The organism is Sphingomonas swuensis (genome assembly GCF_039538045.1).
In the GTDB taxonomy this organism is placed as follows: Bacteria; Pseudomonadota; Alphaproteobacteria; order Sphingomonadales; family Sphingomonadaceae; genus Sphingomicrobium; species Sphingomicrobium swuense.
This window is the reverse complement of record NZ_BAABBQ010000001.1, coordinates 2,576,871-2,594,079: the sequence shown is the minus strand read 5'-3', so window position 1 is coordinate 2,594,079 and position 17,209 is coordinate 2,576,871. Positions and strand designations below refer to the sequence as shown.

At 68.2% G+C, this 17,209-nt stretch carries 18 protein-coding genes; 5 read left to right on the top strand and 13 right to left on the bottom strand.

What is annotated here, in order from left to right:
• Positions 1-2: 2 nt before the first annotated feature.
• From rpmF to ABD727_RS12995, 4 genes are all read right to left on the bottom strand, one after another.
• Positions 3-182 (bottom strand): 50S ribosomal protein L32, encoded by a 180-nt coding sequence (gene rpmF / locus ABD727_RS13010; protein ID WP_344707815.1) that lies wholly within the window; start codon positions 180-182, stop codon positions 3-5.
• Between the two features lie 146 nt (positions 183-328).
• Positions 329-961 (bottom strand): MBL fold metallo-hydrolase, encoded by a 633-nt coding sequence (locus ABD727_RS13005; protein ID WP_344708086.1) that lies wholly within the window; start codon positions 959-961, stop codon positions 329-331.
• Between the two features lie 29 nt (positions 962-990).
• A complete protein-coding gene (locus tag ABD727_RS13000) occupies positions 991-2,931 on the bottom strand; it encodes a S9 family peptidase (protein ID WP_344707814.1) in 1,941 nt (646 codons plus the stop codon).
• Positions 2,932-2,947: 16 nt separating this feature from the next.
• Complete coding sequence (locus ABD727_RS12995; protein ID WP_344707812.1) at positions 2,948-4,210, bottom strand: dipeptidase; 1,263 nt, start codon at positions 4,208-4,210, stop codon at positions 2,948-2,950.
• Between the two features lie 45 nt (positions 4,211-4,255).
• Between ABD727_RS12995 and pabB the strand changes: the two genes are divergently transcribed.
• On the top strand, positions 4,256-5,971 hold the full coding sequence (gene pabB, locus ABD727_RS12990; RefSeq protein ID WP_344707811.1) for an aminodeoxychorismate synthase component I: 1,716 nt from the start codon (positions 4,256-4,258) through the stop codon (positions 5,969-5,971).
• Here pabB and pdeM read toward each other — a convergent pair.
• From pdeM to ABD727_RS12965, 5 genes are all read right to left on the bottom strand, one after another.
• Positions 5,968-6,630: a ligase-associated DNA damage response endonuclease PdeM gene (gene pdeM, locus ABD727_RS12985; RefSeq protein WP_344707810.1), complete on the bottom strand. Its 663-nt coding sequence runs from the start codon at positions 6,628-6,630 to the stop codon at positions 5,968-5,970. The genes pabB and pdeM overlap by 4 nt on opposite strands.
• A gap of 28 nt (positions 6,631-6,658) precedes the next feature.
• A complete protein-coding gene (locus ABD727_RS12980; RefSeq protein ID WP_344707809.1) occupies positions 6,659-7,114 on the bottom strand; it encodes a 3'-5' exonuclease family protein in 456 nt (151 codons plus the stop codon).
• Between the two features lie 8 nt (positions 7,115-7,122).
• Positions 7,123-7,398 (bottom strand): hypothetical protein, encoded by a 276-nt coding sequence (locus tag ABD727_RS12975; RefSeq protein WP_344707807.1) that lies wholly within the window; start codon positions 7,396-7,398, stop codon positions 7,123-7,125.
• A gap of 76 nt (positions 7,399-7,474) precedes the next feature.
• Positions 7,475-9,895, bottom strand: a complete 2,421-nt coding sequence (locus ABD727_RS12970) for a ligase-associated DNA damage response DEXH box helicase (RefSeq protein WP_344708085.1) — start codon at positions 9,893-9,895, stop codon at positions 7,475-7,477.
• Positions 9,892-10,089, bottom strand: coding sequence for a hypothetical protein (locus ABD727_RS12965; RefSeq protein WP_344707806.1), 198 nt, complete (start codon positions 10,087-10,089; stop codon positions 9,892-9,894). Before ABD727_RS12965 ends, ABD727_RS12970 begins: the two co-directional genes overlap by 4 nt.
• Before the next feature lie 64 nt (positions 10,090-10,153).
• Between ABD727_RS12965 and ABD727_RS12960 the strand changes: the two genes are divergently transcribed.
• Together ABD727_RS12960 and ABD727_RS12955 are read left to right on the top strand one after the other, a co-directional pair.
• Positions 10,154-11,155 (top strand): ligase-associated DNA damage response exonuclease, encoded by a 1,002-nt coding sequence (locus ABD727_RS12960; protein WP_344707805.1) that lies wholly within the window; start codon positions 10,154-10,156, stop codon positions 11,153-11,155.
• A gap of 146 nt (positions 11,156-11,301) precedes the next feature.
• A complete protein-coding gene (locus tag ABD727_RS12955; protein WP_344707803.1) occupies positions 11,302-11,661 on the top strand; it encodes a DUF411 domain-containing protein in 360 nt (119 codons plus the stop codon).
• A gap of 20 nt (positions 11,662-11,681) precedes the next feature.
• On the opposite strand, the gene pgmG is transcribed toward ABD727_RS12955, so the two are convergent.
• The gene (gene pgmG / locus ABD727_RS12950) at positions 11,682-13,061 is read right to left on the bottom strand and encodes a phosphoglucomutase/phosphomannomutase PgmG (RefSeq protein ID WP_344707802.1); all 1,380 of its coding nucleotides are present in this window, start codon (positions 13,059-13,061) and stop codon (positions 11,682-11,684) included.
• 82 nt (positions 13,062-13,143) lie between these two features.
• Positions 13,144-13,926 carry a division plane positioning ATPase MipZ gene (locus ABD727_RS12945; protein ID WP_344707801.1) on the bottom strand — a complete coding sequence of 261 codons (783 nt, stop codon included), beginning with the start codon at positions 13,924-13,926 and terminating at the stop codon, positions 13,144-13,146.
• A gap of 75 nt (positions 13,927-14,001) precedes the next feature.
• Here ABD727_RS12945 and panC point away from each other — a divergent pair, with 75 nt between their 5' ends.
• Both panC and ABD727_RS12935 read left to right on the top strand, forming a co-directional pair.
• On the top strand, positions 14,002-14,862 hold the full coding sequence (panC, locus tag ABD727_RS12940) for a pantoate--beta-alanine ligase (RefSeq protein WP_344707800.1): 861 nt from the start codon (positions 14,002-14,004) through the stop codon (positions 14,860-14,862).
• 69 nt (positions 14,863-14,931) lie between these two features.
• Entirely contained in the window at positions 14,932-15,240 is a 309-nt protein-coding gene (locus ABD727_RS12935) for an SEL1-like repeat protein (RefSeq protein ID WP_344707798.1), read from the top strand.
• Between the two features lie 113 nt (positions 15,241-15,353).
• Here the strand turns inward: ABD727_RS12935 and pal are convergent, their stop codons facing one another.
• Entirely contained in the window at positions 15,354-15,884 is a 531-nt protein-coding gene (gene pal / locus ABD727_RS12930; protein WP_344707797.1) for a peptidoglycan-associated lipoprotein Pal, read from the bottom strand.
• 14 nt (positions 15,885-15,898) lie between these two features.
• Positions 15,899-17,209: a Tol-Pal system beta propeller repeat protein TolB gene (gene tolB, locus ABD727_RS12925; protein WP_344707796.1), complete on the bottom strand. Its 1,311-nt coding sequence runs from the start codon at positions 17,207-17,209 to the stop codon at positions 15,899-15,901.

Below are 17,209 nucleotides of genomic sequence, written 5' to 3'. Positions count from 1 at the left end.
GCTTAGGCTTCGGTCGCGACGATCTCGCGGCCGTTATAGTGGCCGCATGCCTGGCAGAGATTGTGCGGAAGCTTCAGCTCGCCGCAGTTCGGGCATTCCTGAAAGCTCGCCGGGGTCAGCGCATGATGGCTGCGGCGCATGTTGCGCTTCGAGGGCGAGGTCTTTCTCTTGGGGACGGCCATTGCGGCACCTGTTCTATGCTGTTGCGGTCAAAAAAGAAGGCGACGCCCTTGTGCCGAACTCACCGGGCAGGGCCGGAGGCGGCGACAAGCTCGTCGCGAACGCGTGGGCCTATAGCGGAATGGCGCGGGGAAGCAAGGGATAGCGGCTAGGCCAGCACCGCATCGCCGACGAAGGGATTGCCCGCCCGTTCGCGCTCGAAGCTGCTCATCGGGCCATGGCCGGGGATGAAGACGGTGGCGCCGCCGAGCGGCCAGAGCTTGTCGCGAACCGAATCGAGCAGCGCCTGATGGTCCGACAGCGGGAAATCGGTCCGCCCGATCGATCCGGCGAACAGCACGTCGCCGACCAGCGCGAGATCGCTCGGCGGATGGTGGAAGATGACGTGGCCGGGGGTGTGGCCCGGCGTGTGGTAGACGTCGAGGACCAGCTTGCCGACCGCCACCTGCTCGCCGTCGGTCAGCCAGCGATCGGGCTCGAACGGCGAGGCGTCGATGCCGTAGGAGGCGCCGTCGTCGGCCAGCCGCGCGATCCAGAAGAGGTCGTCGAGGTGAGGACCCTCGATCGGCACGCCAAGCTCGGCCGCCAGCTGACCGGCTTGCCCGCAATGGTCGATGTGGCCGTGGGTGAGGATGATCTTTTCGACCGTCACCCCGGCCTGCGCGATGGCGGCACGCAGCTTCGGAAGGTCGCCGCCGGGGTCGCACAGCGCCGCCTGCTTGGTCGCGGTGCACCACAGGAGGGTGCAGTTCTGCTGCAGCGGGGTCACCGGGATGACCATCGCCTGCAGCGGCGGAGTGGCGGTCTCGCTCACTTGAGGAGGGTCTGCTGCCAGAAGTTCAGCGTCGACCAGAACAGATAGTCCTGATTCTCCTTCTTGCCGAATCCGTGGCCTTCGTTCTCGCCGACCATGTACCAGGCCGGAGCCACACCGGGACGCGCGTTCAGCGCGGCGACGACCTGGTCGGCCTCGGACTTGGGCACGCGCGGATCGTTGGCGCCCTGGACGACGAACATCGGTGCCTTGATCTCCCCGATCCGGCGCAGCGGGCTGATCTCCTCGAGCTTGGCGCGCTGAGCGGGATCACGCTCGTCGCCATATTCGACGCGGCGAAGGTCGCGGCGATAGCTTTGCGTGTTCTGGAGGAAGGTCACGAAGTTCGAGATGGCGACGTTGCACAGCGCGCCCTTGAAGTCGGCGGCGTAGCGGATCGCTGAAGCGTAGCACATGTAGCCGCCATAGCTTCCGCCGGTCACCGCCATGCGCGCGCCATCGATCGCCGGATCGGCCTTGAGCGCGGTCAGGAAGGCGCCGATGTCCTTGACCGAATCCTCACGCTTGAAGGGTCCGTTGTCGAGGCTGACGAAGCGCTTGCCGAAGCCGGTCGAGCCACGGACGTTGGGGAGGAAGACGGCGATGCCCAGCTCGTTGATGAGGTAGTTGTCGCGCCCCATGAAACCGGGCCGCTCCTGCCCCTCCGGCCCGCCATGGATGTCGACGATCACCGGGCGCTTGCCGGGGAAGCGCGCGGGGTCGGGCCGGTAGAGGAAGCCCGACACACGTTCGCCATCGAAGCTCTTCACCTCGAGCAGCTGCGCCGACGGATTGCGCGAGAAGTCGAGCCCGCCGGTCTCGCTCTGCGTCCAGCGCGTCAGCTTGCCCGTCCTGGGATTGAGCGACCAGGCGTCGGCGGTGCCCTGGGCCGAATTGAAGGTGAAGCCGAGCTCGCCCCAAGGCGACCATTCGAGCCCCCCGGCCACCCCGACCGGGAGGGTGGTTACCGGGCGTGACCGCCCGCTGGCGGTATCAAGCAGGTAGAGGCGGCTGATGCCTGCCTCGTTGGTGAAGTAAGCGATGGTTCGGCCGTCGTCGGACAGGTCGAAGCTCTCGATATCCCAGCGGCCGGCGTTCACCGCGGGGGTGAAGCGGCCGGTCGCCGGATCCAGCCGGCCGAGCCGCTGCGTGTCGCTGTCCTCGTCCGACAGCACCCACAGGGTGCCGTTCGGCGCGAACTCGGCACCGCCATAGGCGATGTCCTTCTTGAGGTCGCCGATCGGCGTCATCTGCCGCGTCGCCAGGTCGAGGATGTAGGGATCGCTGTTGGTGACCTGCTGGTAGTTCAGCACCAGGGCGCGCTGGTTGCCCGGCGCGAAGGCGGCGATCCCCCAGCCGCCGCCCTTGACCTCGGCGACCAGCCGGTCGGTCCGGGGATCGCGCGGGTCCATGACATAGAGGTCGGTGTCGGCGCCGTTGCGGCGGGTCGAGCTGTAGGAGAGCAGCTTGCCGTCCTTGCTCCAGCTGCCGAGATTGTTGCGGCTCTTGCCGTCGGTGAGGAGGGTCAGCCGACCCGCGTCGAGCCGGTAGAGCTGGAAGAATTCGTCACCGCCGCGATCCTTCTGGAGGGCGAGAACGTCGCCCGACGGCGCCCAGCTGCCACCGACGGGCTCGGCCTCGAAGGTGATCTGGTGGCGGTCCATCATCGGCCCCGCGACCCGGTGGAGCTGGGGCACATTGCCGAACCGGGTGCGGATCAGCATCGAGCGGTCGCGCGCGTTCCACCCGGCAAAGGAAGCCGAGCGAAGCTCCATGTAGGGCCGGGTCCGGGCTGCGAGCTCGGGTGAGACCTGCGGGATGCCCTGGACGGTGAGCGCGGCCGGCTTCGGCACCGATCCGGTAGGCTGCTGGGCGGCGGCGGGAAGCGCCGACAAGGCGGAGGTGGCGGCAAGCGCCAGCAGGATCCGGTTGGTCATCTTCTCTCCCCCAAATTCAACGAGTAGCGTTCGAGGCCGGCGCGAGCACCGCCATCGACGGCGGAACGTCCTTCATCGACCGGGCGGTCGCCTCGGCGCCGCGAAGCGCGCGAAGCACGTTTCCGCCAGCCAGCTTGGCAAGGTCGCGGTCATTCCAGCCGCGACGGATCAGCTCGGCGAACAGGCGCGGATAGGCCTCGACGCCCTCCAGCCCGACCGGCGTACGCGGAATGCCGTCGAGGTCGCCGCCGATCCCGACATGATCGATCCCCGCGACCCTGACGACATGGTCGATATGGTCCGCGACGTCCTTGACCCCGACCACCGGCCGCGGATTGGCGGCGACCCAGGCCGTCATGCCCTTCTCAACGTCGGCCTTGCTGGTCCGGTTGAAGGTCTTGAGGCGGGCCTCGGCGGCGGCGAACTCGCCATCCCACTTCCACATGGCGGGGCTGACGAAGCTCGGCACCCAGGTCACCATGACCACCCCGCCGTTGGCCGGGAGCAGGCGAAGCACGTCGTCGGGCACGTTGCGCGGGTGCGGGTTCACGCCGCCGGCGCTCGAATGGGAGAAGATGACCGGCGCGCGCGAGGCCGCGATCGCGTCCTTCATCGTCGCCGGGCCGACATGGCTGAGGTCGACCAGCATGCCGAGGCGGTTCATCTCCTTGACCACCTCGGTGCCGAATGGCGACAGCCCGTCATACTTGGGCTCGTCGGTGCCGGCGTCGGCCCACTCGGTCGTCTGGTTGTGGGTCAGCGTCATGTAGCGCGCGCCGAGGTCGTAGAAGCGGCGGAGCGCAGCCATGGACCCGCCGATCTGGCGCCCACCCTCGATCCCGAGCATCGAGCCGATCCGTCCGGCCTTGTGCGCGGCTTCCATCTCGTCGGCGGTGCGGGCGAAGCGAAGGTCTTTCGGATAGGCGGCGATGATCCGGTGGGCGGTGTCGATCTGCTCGAGCGTAGTCCGGATCGCCTCGTCGCCGAGCGTGGTGCCCTCGATGTAGACCGACCAGAACTGGCCGCCGACGCGCCCCGTGCGAAGCCTAGCCATGTCGGTCATCAGCGGCGGCTTCCAGCCGTCGGTGCCGCTCGCCAGCCCCTCGGTCTTGCTTCCATGGTCCTCCCGAAGTGCCCAGGGAAGGTCGTTGTGGCCATCGATCAGCGGGGTCCGCTTGAGGATCCGGTCGATCCTCTTCTGCACGGCGGGATCGATGTCCTGGGCGGTGGCGGGAGTGGCGAGAAGAGCAGCGGCGAGGCCGGCAAGGATGAAGCGCATGGGCATGACTTTACGAAGCCCCTGCCTTGGCGGCAATGCGGGAGCGTGACGAAGCCATTTCTCCTGTTCGACGACGCGCGGCCGGGGGGCATGGCGCGGTGCTACGCCGATCCGGCAGCGGAAATCCGGGCCGACCGGATGGAGGAAGTCCAGCCCGCGCTCGAGCGGTTGCAGGCGGCGGTGCGCGGCGGCGTCCATGCCGCGGGCTTTCTCGCCTACGAGGCCGGCTATGCGCTCGACCCGGCGCTTGCCGCCGTGGCCCGGTCGGGTGACGGGCCGCTGCTCTGGTTCGGGCTGTTCGACCGCTTCGAAAGCGTCGAAGCAGCGATGCTGCTGCCCGACGCTGCGGGAGCATTCGTCGGCCAGCCGCGTCCGCGGACCAGCCTGAAAGCCTATCTCGATGCCGCGGCGGAGGTGCGCGAGCATCTGCTGGCAGGCGACTTCTACCAGGCGAACCTGACCTTTCCTTGCGACGTCCCGGTCGTGGGGAATCCGGCGGCGCTCTACGCCCGGCTGCGTTCGGCGGGCGGGGCGGGATGGGGCGCGCTTATCCGTCATCCCGATGGCTGGCTGGTCTCGCTCAGCCCCGAGCAGTTCTTCCGCATCCGCGACGGCGAGATCGAGGCACGTCCGATGAAGGGTACCGCCGCCCCTCATGCACCCGACGAGCTTCTCACGAACGATGCCAAGAGCAGGGCCGAGAACCTCATGATCGTCGACCTGCTCCGCAACGATCTAGCGCGGGTCGCCGAGACGGGCAGCGTCGCGGTACCCGAGCTGTTCGCGATCGAGCGCTATCCGACCGTCACCCAGATGGTCAGCCGGGTGACGGCCCGGCTCCGCGAAGGCCTCGACGCGGTCGACGTGCTGCGCACCATCTTCCCCTGCGGCTCGGTGACCGGTGCGCCCAAGGTGGCGGCGATGACGGCGCTCCGCCGGCTCGAGCCGGAGCCGCGTAGCGCCTATTGCGGTGCTGCCGGCTGGATCGAGCCCGGCGGCGACGCGGCCTTCAGTGTGCTGATCCGGACGCTCGAGCTCGCGCAAGGAGCCAAATCGGCAAGGCTTGGGCTCGGATCGGGACTTGTCGTCGACTCGGCATCCCGCGATGAATGGCAGGAGTGCCTTTCCAAGGGAGCGTTCGTGACCCGAGACCAGCCTGCCGTCGATCTCATCGAAACCATGCGCTTCGATCCGCACGATGGACTGGTGGAACTCGACCGGCATCTCGACCGGCTGAAGGATTCGGCAGGAGCGCTCGGCTTCAGCTTCGACCGGCATGCCGCGCGCAATGAATTGCAGGCGGCGACATTCAACCGCCGTTCGGCGGCTGCGGCGCGGTTGTTGCTCTCTCCGACCGGAACGATGGCGGTCGAGGTGCGGCCGCTACCTGAATGCGCGGCGCGGCCGCTGCAGGTGCGGGTGGTGCCGCTTCCGGTGCCGAACGACGACTTCCGCCTTCGCTTCAAGACCACGGACCGCGCCTTCTACGACGAGGCGCGTCTGGCGAGCGGCGCCGACGAGGTGATCTTCGCCGATCCCGAGGGCTGGCTGACCGAGGGCAGCTTCACCTCGGTGTTCGTCGAACGCGACGGAATGCTGCTGACTCCGCCGCTAAAGCGCGGACTGCTGGCCGGAGTGCTGCGCGACAAGCTGATCGGCGAAGGGCGGGCACGCGAGGCGGACCTGACGCAAGCCGACCTCGCCGGCGGGTTTCACCTCGGCAACATGCTTCGCGGCCTGATGAAAGGTGAGCTGGCCTAGGCCGCCAGCGGGAAGCGCAGCAGCCGTTCCTTGACCGGGATCAGCGCGGCGGCGGGGGTGCCGACCTTGCGCATGATCTCCTTGTGCCCCGCATCGAGCCCGCCGGTTAGCGCGCCGAACGCGGGGAAGATGAGCTTGCTCGGCGAGGCGACGAAGCAGCGGCGGCTGACCTGCTTGCCGCGCAGCTGGAGACGGAGCTTGGGATGGTAATGGCCCGACATCTCGGGCCGGGGGTCGGCCGGGTCGGCCTCGTGCCTGAGGACGATCCCGTCGACCAGTGCTTCCTCCATCAGCGTCCCGCCGCAATGGTCGGCGAAGCCCGGATCGTGGTTGCCGAGGATCCAGGACCAGTCGAGCCGTCCGGTGAGGTCGAGGAGCATCGCGCGCGCGGCTTCTGGCAGGCGATCGCAGCCGAAGCGGTCGTGGAAGCTGTCGCCAAGGCAGTAAAGCGCCTCTGCACCGGTGCGATCGACGATCTCGGTCAGCGCGGCGAGCGTTGCTTGGCTGTCGTAGGGGGGCAGGAACTGGCCGAGCCGGGCGTACCAGCTCGCCTTCTCGAGGTGCAGGTCGGCGACCAGCAGCGCGCGCCGCGCGGGCCACCACAGGGCACCCTGCGGATCGGCGAGAAAGTCGTGGCCAGCGAACGAAAGGGGAACCATCCCGATCGCCACTGCCCCAGCCGGCGCCTCAATCCAAGTGGGAAACGACATGGTCGCGCAGTGCCCGCGCATCGTGGAGGGCATTATGCGGCACGGCGCTGTTGCGGGCGGTCGAGAAGCCGGGCGTCCGCAGCCAGCGCAGAGAGAGCGGCGGCATGTCGACCACCTCGCCGTTGCCGGTCACCAGCAATCGGCAGAAGAGAGCGAGGTCCTCGGGCCAGTCGGCGACGATCTCCACCTCGCTGAGGCCGGCCAGCCAGGCCGAAAGGTCGCGGGCGACATCGGCGGCGGGTTGCGGCTCGCGCCTGAGCATTGCCGGCACATGGTCGAAGTAGGGCGCAACATGGCGCTCGACCCAGTCGGTCAGCGGGCGCGCATGATCGAGCACGGCATAATATTCCTCGCTCCCGTCCTCGGGAACGAGCGCGAGCGTCAGCAGCGGCCCGCCGAAGCCGTCATATTCGCAATCGAGAAAGTAGCGCATCGCCTCGCCTAGCGCGGAGTGACGAGGCGGCAATCGTCGGTGGCGAGGGGGCGGCCCTTGCGGCAGCGCTCCTCGAGCAGGCGTCGCTCGCGACCGAGCCGCTCCTCTTCCTCGCGGATGGCGCGGCCGCGCTTCTCGTCGGCCTCCGACTGGCTGGTGGTGGCAAGGTCGACGCCCTTGCTGACCACCTTGACCGGCAGGGTGACGACATCGACCGCCGTGCTCGCGACCGAGCAGGCGGCGAGAGCGGGGGCGAGGAGAAGAGCGGGAAGAATCAATCGCATGGCGGATGACTTAGCCGTTCTCCTGCGAAAGCAGGAGCCCAGTTCTTCCGCTCTGCCTCACTGCCTTCGCGGGAAACTAGTCCTCGCGCATCGCCAGCTCGGCCAGCACTTCCTCGGCCTCCATCAGCAGCGCATCTTCTGCGCCCGAGCCGCTCGGCAGCGCTTCGCGTCCAATGACGACCATCAAGGGGACGGCCATCGGGGTCACGCGGGAAAGGTCGACATGGACCATCTGCGCCGCCGCCCGTTCGACCAGCCGGGCAAGTCGCCCGAGCTCGGTCATCCGGGCACGCGCGTCGTCCCAAGCGGCGCGCATCAGCAGGTGCTCGGGCTCATATTTGCGCAGCACGTCGTAGATGAGGTCGGTCGAGAAGCTGACCTGCTTGCCGGTCTTCCGCTTGCCCGGGTGCTGGCGTTCGACCAGCCCGCCGATCACCGCCACCTCGCGGAAGGCGCGCTTCAGCAGCATCGACTGCTCGACCCACTCGACGAATTCGCCTTCGAGGATGTCGGGGGAGAGCAGGGGCGCGGGGTCACCGATCGGCTCGAGCCCGTAGACCGACAGCGCATAGTCGTTGGCAACGAAGCCCAAGGGCTTCAGCCCCATCTTCTCCATCCGCTTGGTCACCAGCATGCCGAGGCTCTGGTGCGCGTTCCAGCCCTCGAAGCTGTACATGACGAGGAAATGGCGGCCCTCGTGCGGGAAGGTCTCGACCAGCAATTCGTCGGGCTGCGGCAGGCGCGAGCGGCGCTGCTGCACCTCGAGCCACTCGCGGACGTCGTCGGGGAAGCGGTGCCACTCGTCGGGGCTGGCGAGGAAGCCCTTCACCCGGTCGGCGAGGTGGGTGGTCATGCTCATCCGCTGGCCGCCGTAGGTAACCAGCCGTGCTTCCTTCTTCGAGGCCTGGACGAGGATGTCGCTGTCCTTGAACTGCAGCACCTCCAGGCTGAGGCCGGCGAAAAAGACATGGTCGCCGACAGTCAGGGTGGAAGCGAAGCCTTCCTCGATCCGGCCGAGCATACGCCCGTTCTTGAACCGCACGTCGAGCATCGGATTGTCGACGATGATTCCCGCGTTCATCCGGTGCTGGACGGCGACATTGGGCTTGGTGATGCGCCAGTGCCCCGGGCTGTCCTCGACCAGCCGGCGGAACTTGTCATACGCGCGAAGGGCGTAGCCGCCGGTCGCGATGTAGGCGAGGACGGTCCCGAACAGCTCGTCACTTAGCCCCGCATAGGGCGCTGCGGACCGGATTTCGGCGAGCAGTTCGCCCTGTTCGAACGGCGCGGCGCAGGCGCAGGCGAGAATATGCTGGGCGAGGGTGTCGAGCGTTCCGGGGCGGAAGATCTCGGGGTCGAGCTCGCGCGCGTCGACCGCGTCGAGAGCCGCGCGGGCCTCGAGATATTCGAAGCGGTTGCCCGGCACGATCGTCCCGTGGCTGGGCTCGTCGAGGCGGTGGTTGGCGCGCCCGATCCGCTGCAACAGCCGCGAGCTGCCCTTGGGCGCGCCCATCTGGATGACCAGCTCGACATCGCCCCAGTCGATCCCGAGGTCGAGACTGGAAGTGCAGACCAGCGCCCGCAGACGGCCCTCGGCCATCGCCGCCTCGACCTTGCGCCGCGCCTCGAGCGCAAGGCTCCCGTGATGGACGCCGATCGGCAGGCTCTGCCCGTTCACCTTCCACAGATCCTGGAAGATGAGCTCGGCAAGGCCGCGGGTGTTGCAGAAGACGAGGGTGGTGCGATGCTTCTCGATCTCCGCCATCACCTGCTTGGCGGCATAGCGGCCCGAGTGGCCCGACCAGGGCACGCGATTTTCCGGCAGGAGGATGTCGAGCACCGGCTCGGCTCCGGGCTCCCCCTCCACGAGATCGACCGCCTCGATGTCGGCATCGGGAGCGAGCCAGCCCTTGTAGGCCTCCGAATCGGCGACCGTCGCCGAAAGCCCCACCCGCCGGAGATCGGGCGCGATCCGCTGCAGGCGCGCGAGGGCGAGTGCAAGGAGGTCGCCGCGCTTGTCGCGGGCGAAGGCATGAATTTCGTCGAGGACGATGGTCCTCAACCCCGCGAACATCTGGAAGCTGTCGGGATAGGAGAGGAGGAGCGACAGGCTCTCGGGCGTCGTCAGCAGCACCTGCGGCGGCTTTGCCCGCTGCCGTGCCTTGCGGTCGGAGGGCGTGTCGCCGGTGCGGGTCTCCACCCGGATCGGAAGCCCCATCTCGCCAATCGGATCGAGCAGGTTGCGCTGGACGTCGACCGCGAGCGCCTTGAGCGGCGAGATGTAGAGCGTGTGGAGCCCCTCGGCCGGCTTGTCGGCAAGGTCGCAGATGGTGGGCAGGAAGCCCGCGAGCGTCTTGCCCGCCCCGGTCCCCGCAACCAGCAGCGCATGACGGCCGGCCCGCGCCCGCTCGAGCATCTCGAGCTGGTGCCGGCGCGGTCGCCAGCCACGTTGCGCGAACCAGTCGGCAACGACCGTGGGGAGGTCAGCCGTGCTCAGAGGCCGCTGTGACCGTCACGCTCATGCTCGCGCTGCTCGGCGGCGTAATTCTCGCGGGTCGCGCGCTCGGTCACTTCGGGATCGATCTTGCTCTTGCGGTTCTTGGCAAACACCCAGATCAGCACCGCCAGCAGGACGATCGGCCCCACGATGGTGACCAGGGACCAATAACTGACGTCGCTGCCTTCGGCCATGTTGCCATCCTCTTGAACGTTATGGTGGCGGAACCGTCCGCCTGTCATCCCCGTATAAGCCCGCATGGCCCGTCTCGGTTCCTGGATCGAACCCTTCCCCGAAGGCATCTACGTGCGTCCTGCCGACGCCTGGGTCGATCCGTCGCAGCCAAAGGAGCGCGCTCTGGTCACCCACGGCCACGCCGATCACGCCCGTGGCGGTCATGGCACGGTCTGGGCGACTCCCGAAACGCTGGCGATCATGGGGGTCCGCTACGGCGAGCAGAATGGCTGCGAGGTCGCCTACGGGCAGAGCGTCACCGTCGGCGAGGTCGAGATTACCTTCGTTCCCGCCGGCCATGTGCTCGGCTCGGCCCAGATCATCCTCGACTGGAATGGGGAGCGGGTCGTGGTGTCGGGCGACTACAAGCGCCGGCCTGATCCCACCTGCGAGCCCTTCCTGCCGGTCAAGTGCGACATCTTCATCACCGAGGCGACCTTCGGCCTCCCGGTGTTCCACCATCCCGAGACCGGGAGCGAGATCGACAAGCTCCTCGTCCGGCTGGCGGACAATCCCGATCGCTGCGTGCTGGTCGGCGCCTATGCGCTCGGCAAGGCGCAGCGGGTGATCGCCGAGGTCCGGCGGCGCGGGCATCACCGGCCCATCTATCTTCACGGCGCACTGGAGCGCTTGTGCAACCTCTACCAGGAACAGGGGATCGACCTCGGCGAGCTGCGGCTCGTCGCCGGCACCGACAAGAAGGAGATGATGGGCCACCTCGTCCTCTGCCCGCCGGGCGCACTCAACGATCGCTGGAGCAGGCGCCTGCCCGATCCGATCACATCGGCCGCCAGCGGGTGGATGCGGATCCGCCAGCGCGCACGGCAGAAGAATGTCGAGCTGCCGCTGATCATCTCCGACCATGCCGACTGGGGCGAGCTCACCGACACCATCCTCGAGATCCGGCCCAAGGAAGTGTGGATCACCCACGGGCGCGAGGATGCGCTGATGCACTGGTGCATGACCCGCCAGATCAAGTCGCGCGAACTCAACCTCGTCGGCTACGAGGACGACGAGGACGAGTAAGCTCGTTCATGGACGAGCAGGCCACGCGAGGTCATGATGCGGAAATGACCCACATGCCCGATCGCCGAACATTTCTTGCCGCCGCCGCTTGCGGCAGCGCTCTTGTGCTTGCCGGCGGTCCGCTCCGGGCCGCGACCAGGCCGACGATGACGACCTTCCGCGATCCCGGCTGCGGCTGCTGCCACAAGTGGGCGGCAGCGATGCGCAAGGCGGGTTTCACCGTGAATGTCCGCGATGCCGACATGGGTGCGGTCAAGCAGCGGCTGAAGGTGCCCGAGGCGCTCGCCAGCTGCCACACCACCGTCGTCGGCGGGCTGGTTGTGGAAGGACATGTCCCGGCCGCCGCGATCCAGCGCCTGCTCGCCGCGCGGCCAAAGGGCGTCATCGGGATCGCAGCGCCGGGCATGCCGCGTGGATCACCCGGCATGGAGATGCCGGACGGATCGCGCGACCCGCTCAATCTCACCTTGTTCGATGCGGCCGGTCGGAGCAGGCCCTTCGCCTGATCCGTTCCGACGGGGTGGCCCTAGTGGTCGCCGTCGGTCCGCTCGACGTCCGACAGGGCGAGCTGCTGGTCGATCTCGGTCACCAGCAGGTCGAGCCCGCGCTGGTCGCTGGCTTCGGCGCGGGCAACCAGCACGTCCTGCGTGTTCGACGCGCGAAGCAGCCACCAGCCTTCGGGCGTGCTGACCCGGACGCCGTCGGTGGCGTCGACCTTCGCGCCGTCGGCCGAAAGCCGGTCGCGGACTTCCTCGACCACCGCAAACTTGCGGCTCTCGTCGACCGGGAAGCGCATCTCGGGGGTGGCGAGGCTCGTCGGCATCGCATCGCGCAATTCGGTCAGGCTCTTGCCCGCCTCAGCAATCGCTTCGATCAGCCGGACGCTGGCGTAGAGCGCATCGTCGAAGCCGTACCAGCGGTGCTTGAAGAAGATGTGGCCGCTCATCTCACCCGCGAGCGGCGCGCCGGTCTCCTTCATCTTGCTCTTGATCAGGCTGTGCCCGGTCTTCCACATCAGCGGGGTCCCGCCGAGCGCGGCGATGCCGTCGAACAGGGTCTGGCTTGCCTTGACGTCGGCGATGATCGTCGCGCCGGGCTGCTCCTTGAGCACGGGCCCGGCGAGGATCATCAGCAACTGGTCGCCCCAAATCACCCGGCCCTGGCCGTCGACCGCGCCGATCCGGTCGCCGTCGCCGTCGAAAGCGATCCCGAAATCGAGGTTCTTCTCGCGCACCAGCGCCTTCAGATGCTCGAGGTTCTTCTCGACCGTCGGGTCGGGATGGTGGTTGGGAAAGCTTCCGTCGACATCGGTGAAGATGGTGTGGTGCTCGCCCGGAAGGAGCTTGATCAGCTTTTCGAGCGCCGGACCGGCGGCGCCATTGCCGGCGTCCCAGCCGATGCGATACTCGCCGCCGGCGAAATCCTCGACCAGGCGCGCGACGTAGCGGTCGATGATGTCGACGTCCTCTACCTTACCTTCGCCCTCGCTCCAGCGACCCTCGGCCGCGCGGTCCCCGAGCGCCTTGATCGCCGCGCCGAACACCGAGCCGCCCGGAAGGAGCATCTTGAACCCGTTGTAGTCGGCCGGATTGTGGCTTCCGGTGATCTGGATGCCGCCGTCGACATCGAGCTCGGACACCGCCCAGTAGAGCATCGGCGAGGGCCCCTGGCCGACCCGCACGACGTCCATCCCGCCTTCGGTCAGGCCTCGGACCAGCGCCTCTTCGAGCAGCGGCGAATGCTCGCGACCGTCACGTCCGACGGCGAGACGCCTGGCGCTTTGCTCCCGGCCCTCGGCAGCGAAGGTCCGGCCAAGCGCATAGGCGTCCTTCTCGGACAGGGTGCGGCCGACGATTCCACGGATGTCATATTCGCGGAGGATGGTGGGGTGGAAGCTGTGGGTCATTACGGCTCGTGAACGAGAAGATGGGAAGAAGGTTGCGTGCTCCTCATCGTGCCGGCCATCGCCGGGACGACAGCGTTGAGGATCAGGCCGCCTTCGCCGCTTCGGCGCCAGGCAGCCCCAGTCCCGCGACCATCTCGCGCAGCTCCTGCCTCGCCGCGATGTGGGCGATCCCAGCCTCGCCGATCTGCTTGAGGTCGAGCAGGGTCAGGCCCTTGGGGAAGAGCTCGCGGTAGATGACGCGCTCCGACAGGCCGGGAATGACCCGGAAGCCGACCCGGCGGGCGAGTTCGTCCATCGCCGCCCCGACGCGCTGCTGGTTGTGGCTGCCGATGTGCTGAAGGCGATTGCGGAGCACCACCCAGTCGACGCTCTTGCCCGCGGTCTTGGCCCGGGCTGTTCGGCTGTTCCAGATGAGCTCGGCATAGAAGCTGGGCCGCGTCACCTTGAAGGTGTCGGGATTAACCTGCCCGATGAGGTCGAGGTCGACGAAGCTGTCGTTCATCGGCGTGACCAGCGTGTCGGCCTTGAGGATGGCGGCGCGGGCGACCTCGTCGTCGCGGCCCGGGGTGTCGATCACCAGGATGTCGGCCTGCTGCGACAGCTCGGCGATGGCCGCCTCGAGCGCGGGGACGTTCTGGTCGTCGAGCACGACGAAGGCCGGCTGGGGCAGAGCGGTGTCGAGCCGGCGGATGGTGGCGGCGCGGTTCTCGAGATAGCGGGTGGTCGTCCGCTGGCGATGATCGAGGTCTAGCGCCGCGACGCGGTGCCCGGCCGCCGCCAGCGCGACCGCGGTGTGGACCGCAGTGGTCGACTTGCCGGTGCCGCCCTTTTCGTTGGCGAAGACGATCGTATGAACCTGGCTCACTGTATTCTGTCCCCCGCTGGCGCTAGACGCGCGGCAAGCTTTTCGGCTGGCAGGATTAAACCGGGGGAATCGGCGGTGCAAATCATCCGTGCGTTGGATCAGCTCGCACCCGCATTGGCGAGCGTTCGTGGCGAGACGGACACGCTGGCGCTGGTGCCGACCATGGGCGCGCTCCACGATGGCCATCTGGCGCTTGTCGCCGAGGGCAGGCGCCGAGCGGCGAGGGTCGCCGCGACCATCTTCGTCAACCCGATGCAGTTCAACGATCCCGCCGACCTCGCCCGCTATCCGCGGACCGAGGAGGCGGATTTGGCGAAGCTCGAGGCGGCAGGCTGCGACCTCGTCTGGCTGCCGACGCCGCAGCATCTCTACCCTGACGGCTTTGCGACGACGATCAGCGTGGCCGGCGTTTCGTCTCGGTGGGAGGGCGAGCATCGCCCTGGCCACTTCGACGGAGTCGCGACGGTCGTCGCCAAGCTGCTTCTGGCGGTCCGTCCGGACCTTGCCATCTTCGGCGAGAAGGACTGGCAGCAGCTCGCGGTAATCCGCCGAGTGACGACCGATCTTGGCCTTGGAACCGCGATCGTCGGCCACCCCACCGTCCGCGAGCCCGATGGCCTGGCGATGTCGTCGCGCAATGCGCTGCTGAGTGCGGATGAGCGCATCAGGGCCCTGGCGCTTCCCGAGGCCCTCCACGCCGCAGCCGCCGCAATCAGCGGCGGCGGAGCGGTCGGGCCTGCGCTGCAGCAGGCCCGACAGGCGCTCCGCGCCGGAGGCTTCTCCGAAGTGGATTATGTCGCGCTGGTCGATGCCGACGGCCTCGAACCCCTTGAACGCCCGAGCGAAAACATGCGGTTGCTCGCGGCGGCGACGCTTGGCCGGGTGCGCCTGATCGACAATATGCCTGTCACTTTGGAGCAACAGTTAAGAGGGTAATCACCTCGTTAACCATTTGATGACGCCACTGGGGGAGCTTGCCTGCAACAGACAGGGGAGTTCTTGAAGATGGCGATCAGTCAAAAGGGTGCCGAGTTCCTGATCCGCAGCCGCCTTGCGGATGCTGAGGCCGGCGACGTCAATGCCTTGTTCGAGCTTGGCGTGACCTACTCCACCGGGATCGGCGGAGCGCCGGTCGACCTCATCGAAGCCCACAAGTGGTTCAATCTCGCCGCCCTCAACGGCTGCACCCGCGGGCAGGCCTGCCGGGCCGAGATCAGCGTCGAGATGACCGCCCGCGAGATCGCCGAGGCTCAGAAGTCCGCCCGGGCCTGGCTCGCGCTCACCGGCCGCGGCGGCGTGCGCGCCGCGGCATAAGGTTCGCTCCTCGCATTCGTGGAGGTGCCCTGGCAGCAGCCAGGGCGGAGAGAATTGACCTCGAACCTCCCGCTCGCTTCGCGAGCTGCCCTCCTGAAGGAGGGCTGCGGCGATTATCGAACCACCACCGTCACTGCACGGCGGTTCTGGGCCCAGGCGCTTTCGTCCGAGCCGGTCGCGACCGGCCGTTCCTTGCCCCAGCTGATCGTCAGCAGCCGGGTTTCCGGAACGCCCTGCGCCATCAGGAACAGCTTGGCCGCCTGGGCCCGTCGCTCGCCCAGCGCCTGGTTGTACTCGCGGGTGCCGCGCTCGTCGGCATGGCCTTCGACACTGGCTCGCACATTGGCATTGGCGATCAGCCAGCGCGCCTGCGAGCGCAGGGTCGCCTGCGCTTCCGGCGACAGATCCGACTGGTCGGTCCCGAAATAGACCGTGTCCGAGCCCGCCGCCGCGACCAGCGCCGACTGGCTGCCGGGAAGCTCGACCAAACCGACCTCGTCATTGGGGACACCGGCGCCGGGCCCGGCATTTGGGTCGACCTGCCCGGTCTGGGGCGGAGGCGTGGTCTCGACGGCGGGCTTGCGGCCGCAGGCGGAGAGAGTCAGCGCGACAGTCAGCGCGGTGATGGTGATGGTCTTGCGCATGTCTTTTCTCCTTGTCAGCGCTGCAGGGGTGACCAGCTCGGGTCGGAGCCGTCCTGCGGAGTGGGAAGTCGGCGGGCGGTGCCGCCTGCGAGGGGAACCGCGAACAGACTTGAGCGGCCGTCGCGGGTGAAGCGGTTGAACATGACGAACTGGCCGTTGGGCGCCCAGCTCGGGCTCTCGTCCTGCCAGCCGTTGGTCAGCAACTGCTCGCCGCCGCCGCCGGCGTTCATCACGCCCACGCGGAAGGAGCCGACGCGGACGAAGGCGATGCGATCGCCGCGCGGGCTCCACGAAGGCGAGGCCGATGGGCCGCCGAAGCTGATCCGCCGCTGGTCGGAGCCGTCGGCGTTCATCACGTAGAGCTGCTGCGATCCCGAGCGGTCGCTCTCGAACACGATCCGGCGCCCGTCGGGCGAGAAGCTCGGACTGGTGTCGATGCCTGGCGCGCTGGTCAGCCGCTGCGGCGCGCCCGATCCGTCGGCATTGGCCATCCAGATGTCGGTGTTGCCGCCCGCCGAGAGGGCGTAGGCGATGCGATTGCCATCGGGCGAGAAGCGCGGGGCGCTGGTCAGCGCAAGGCCGGGCACGAGCAGGCGCTTGGTGCCGGTCGCGATGTCGAGCACCCAGACCCGGGCGCGCCGGCCTTGGTAGCTGACGTAAGCCAGACGGCGCCCGTCAGGCGAGAAGCGCGGCGTGACGACGGTCGCCTCGCCCTCGGTCAGGTAGCGGACGTTGGCGCCGTCCGAATCCATGATCGCGATGCGCTTCTGCCGCTGGTTCTTGGGGCCGGTCTCGGCGACGAACACGACGCGGGTGTCGAGGAAGGCGCCCTCGCCGGTCAGCCGCGAATAGATGGCATCGGCGCAGCGATGCGCCGCGCGGCGCCAGTTGTCGGCACTAACCTGGAAGCCCTGGCGCACGAGCTCGCGTCCGGCGGCGACGTCGTAGAGGTAGCAGCCGACGGTCAGCTGGCCGGGCCCGCTCGCCTTGACGAAGCCCGAAACCAGTTGCTGGGCACCGGCCGAGCGCCACTCGCCGAACGCGGGCGCGTCCGCCTGCGGGATGGTATAGCTCGGTAGTCCGGCCGGCCCGAGCGGAGTGAAGCGTCCGGTGCCGCGCAGATCGGACGCGATCACCTCCGAGATGCTGCGGCCGATGGTCAGCGCGACTCCGGGTTCGACCGGCATGACGGGCACCGCGACGGTGGTCGCCTGGTTGACCCCGCCGCTCTCGACCTCGACTTCGACCGGCGGCGGCTCGTCCGTCTGGGCGAGCGCGGGCGAGGCGATCAGTGCGGTCAGGCCGAGAAGAAGGACGCGGACCAT

Coding starts and splice junctions, on each gene's coding strand:
- ABD727_RS13005 (WP_344708086.1), bottom strand. CDS start 961: ATGGTCATCCCGGTGACCCCGCTGCAGCAGAACTGCACCCTCCTGTGG.
- tolB (WP_344707796.1), bottom strand. CDS start 17,209: ATGGTCCGCGTCCTTCTTCTCGGCCTGACCGCACTGATCGCCTCGCCC.
- ABD727_RS12960 (WP_344707805.1), top strand. CDS start 10,154: ATGGCCCGTCTCGGTTCCTGGATCGAACCCTTCCCCGAAGGCATCTAC.
- ABD727_RS12995 (WP_344707812.1), bottom strand. CDS start 4,210: ATGCGCTTCATCCTTGCCGGCCTCGCCGCTGCTCTTCTCGCCACTCCC.
- pal (WP_344707797.1), bottom strand. CDS start 15,884: ATGCGCAAGACCATCACCATCACCGCGCTGACTGTCGCGCTGACTCTC.
- ABD727_RS12935 (WP_344707798.1), top strand. CDS start 14,932: ATGGCGATCAGTCAAAAGGGTGCCGAGTTCCTGATCCGCAGCCGCCTT.
- ABD727_RS12980 (WP_344707809.1), bottom strand. CDS start 7,114: ATGCGCTACTTTCTCGATTGCGAATATGACGGCTTCGGCGGGCCGCTG.
- ABD727_RS13000 (WP_344707814.1), bottom strand. CDS start 2,931: ATGACCAACCGGATCCTGCTGGCGCTTGCCGCCACCTCCGCCTTGTCG.
- pdeM (WP_344707810.1), bottom strand. CDS start 6,630: ATGGTTCCCCTTTCGTTCGCTGGCCACGACTTTCTCGCCGATCCGCAG.
- pgmG (WP_344707802.1), bottom strand. CDS start 13,061: ATGACCCACAGCTTCCACCCCACCATCCTCCGCGAATATGACATCCGT.
- rpmF (WP_344707815.1), bottom strand. CDS start 182: ATGGCCGTCCCCAAGAGAAAGACCTCGCCCTCGAAGCGCAACATGCGC.
- ABD727_RS12965 (WP_344707806.1), bottom strand. CDS start 10,089: ATGGCCGAAGGCAGCGACGTCAGTTATTGGTCCCTGGTCACCATCGTG.
- ABD727_RS12975 (WP_344707807.1), bottom strand. CDS start 7,398: ATGCGATTGATTCTTCCCGCTCTTCTCCTCGCCCCCGCTCTCGCCGCC.
- ABD727_RS12955 (WP_344707803.1), top strand. CDS start 11,302: ATGACGACCTTCCGCGATCCCGGCTGCGGCTGCTGCCACAAGTGGGCG.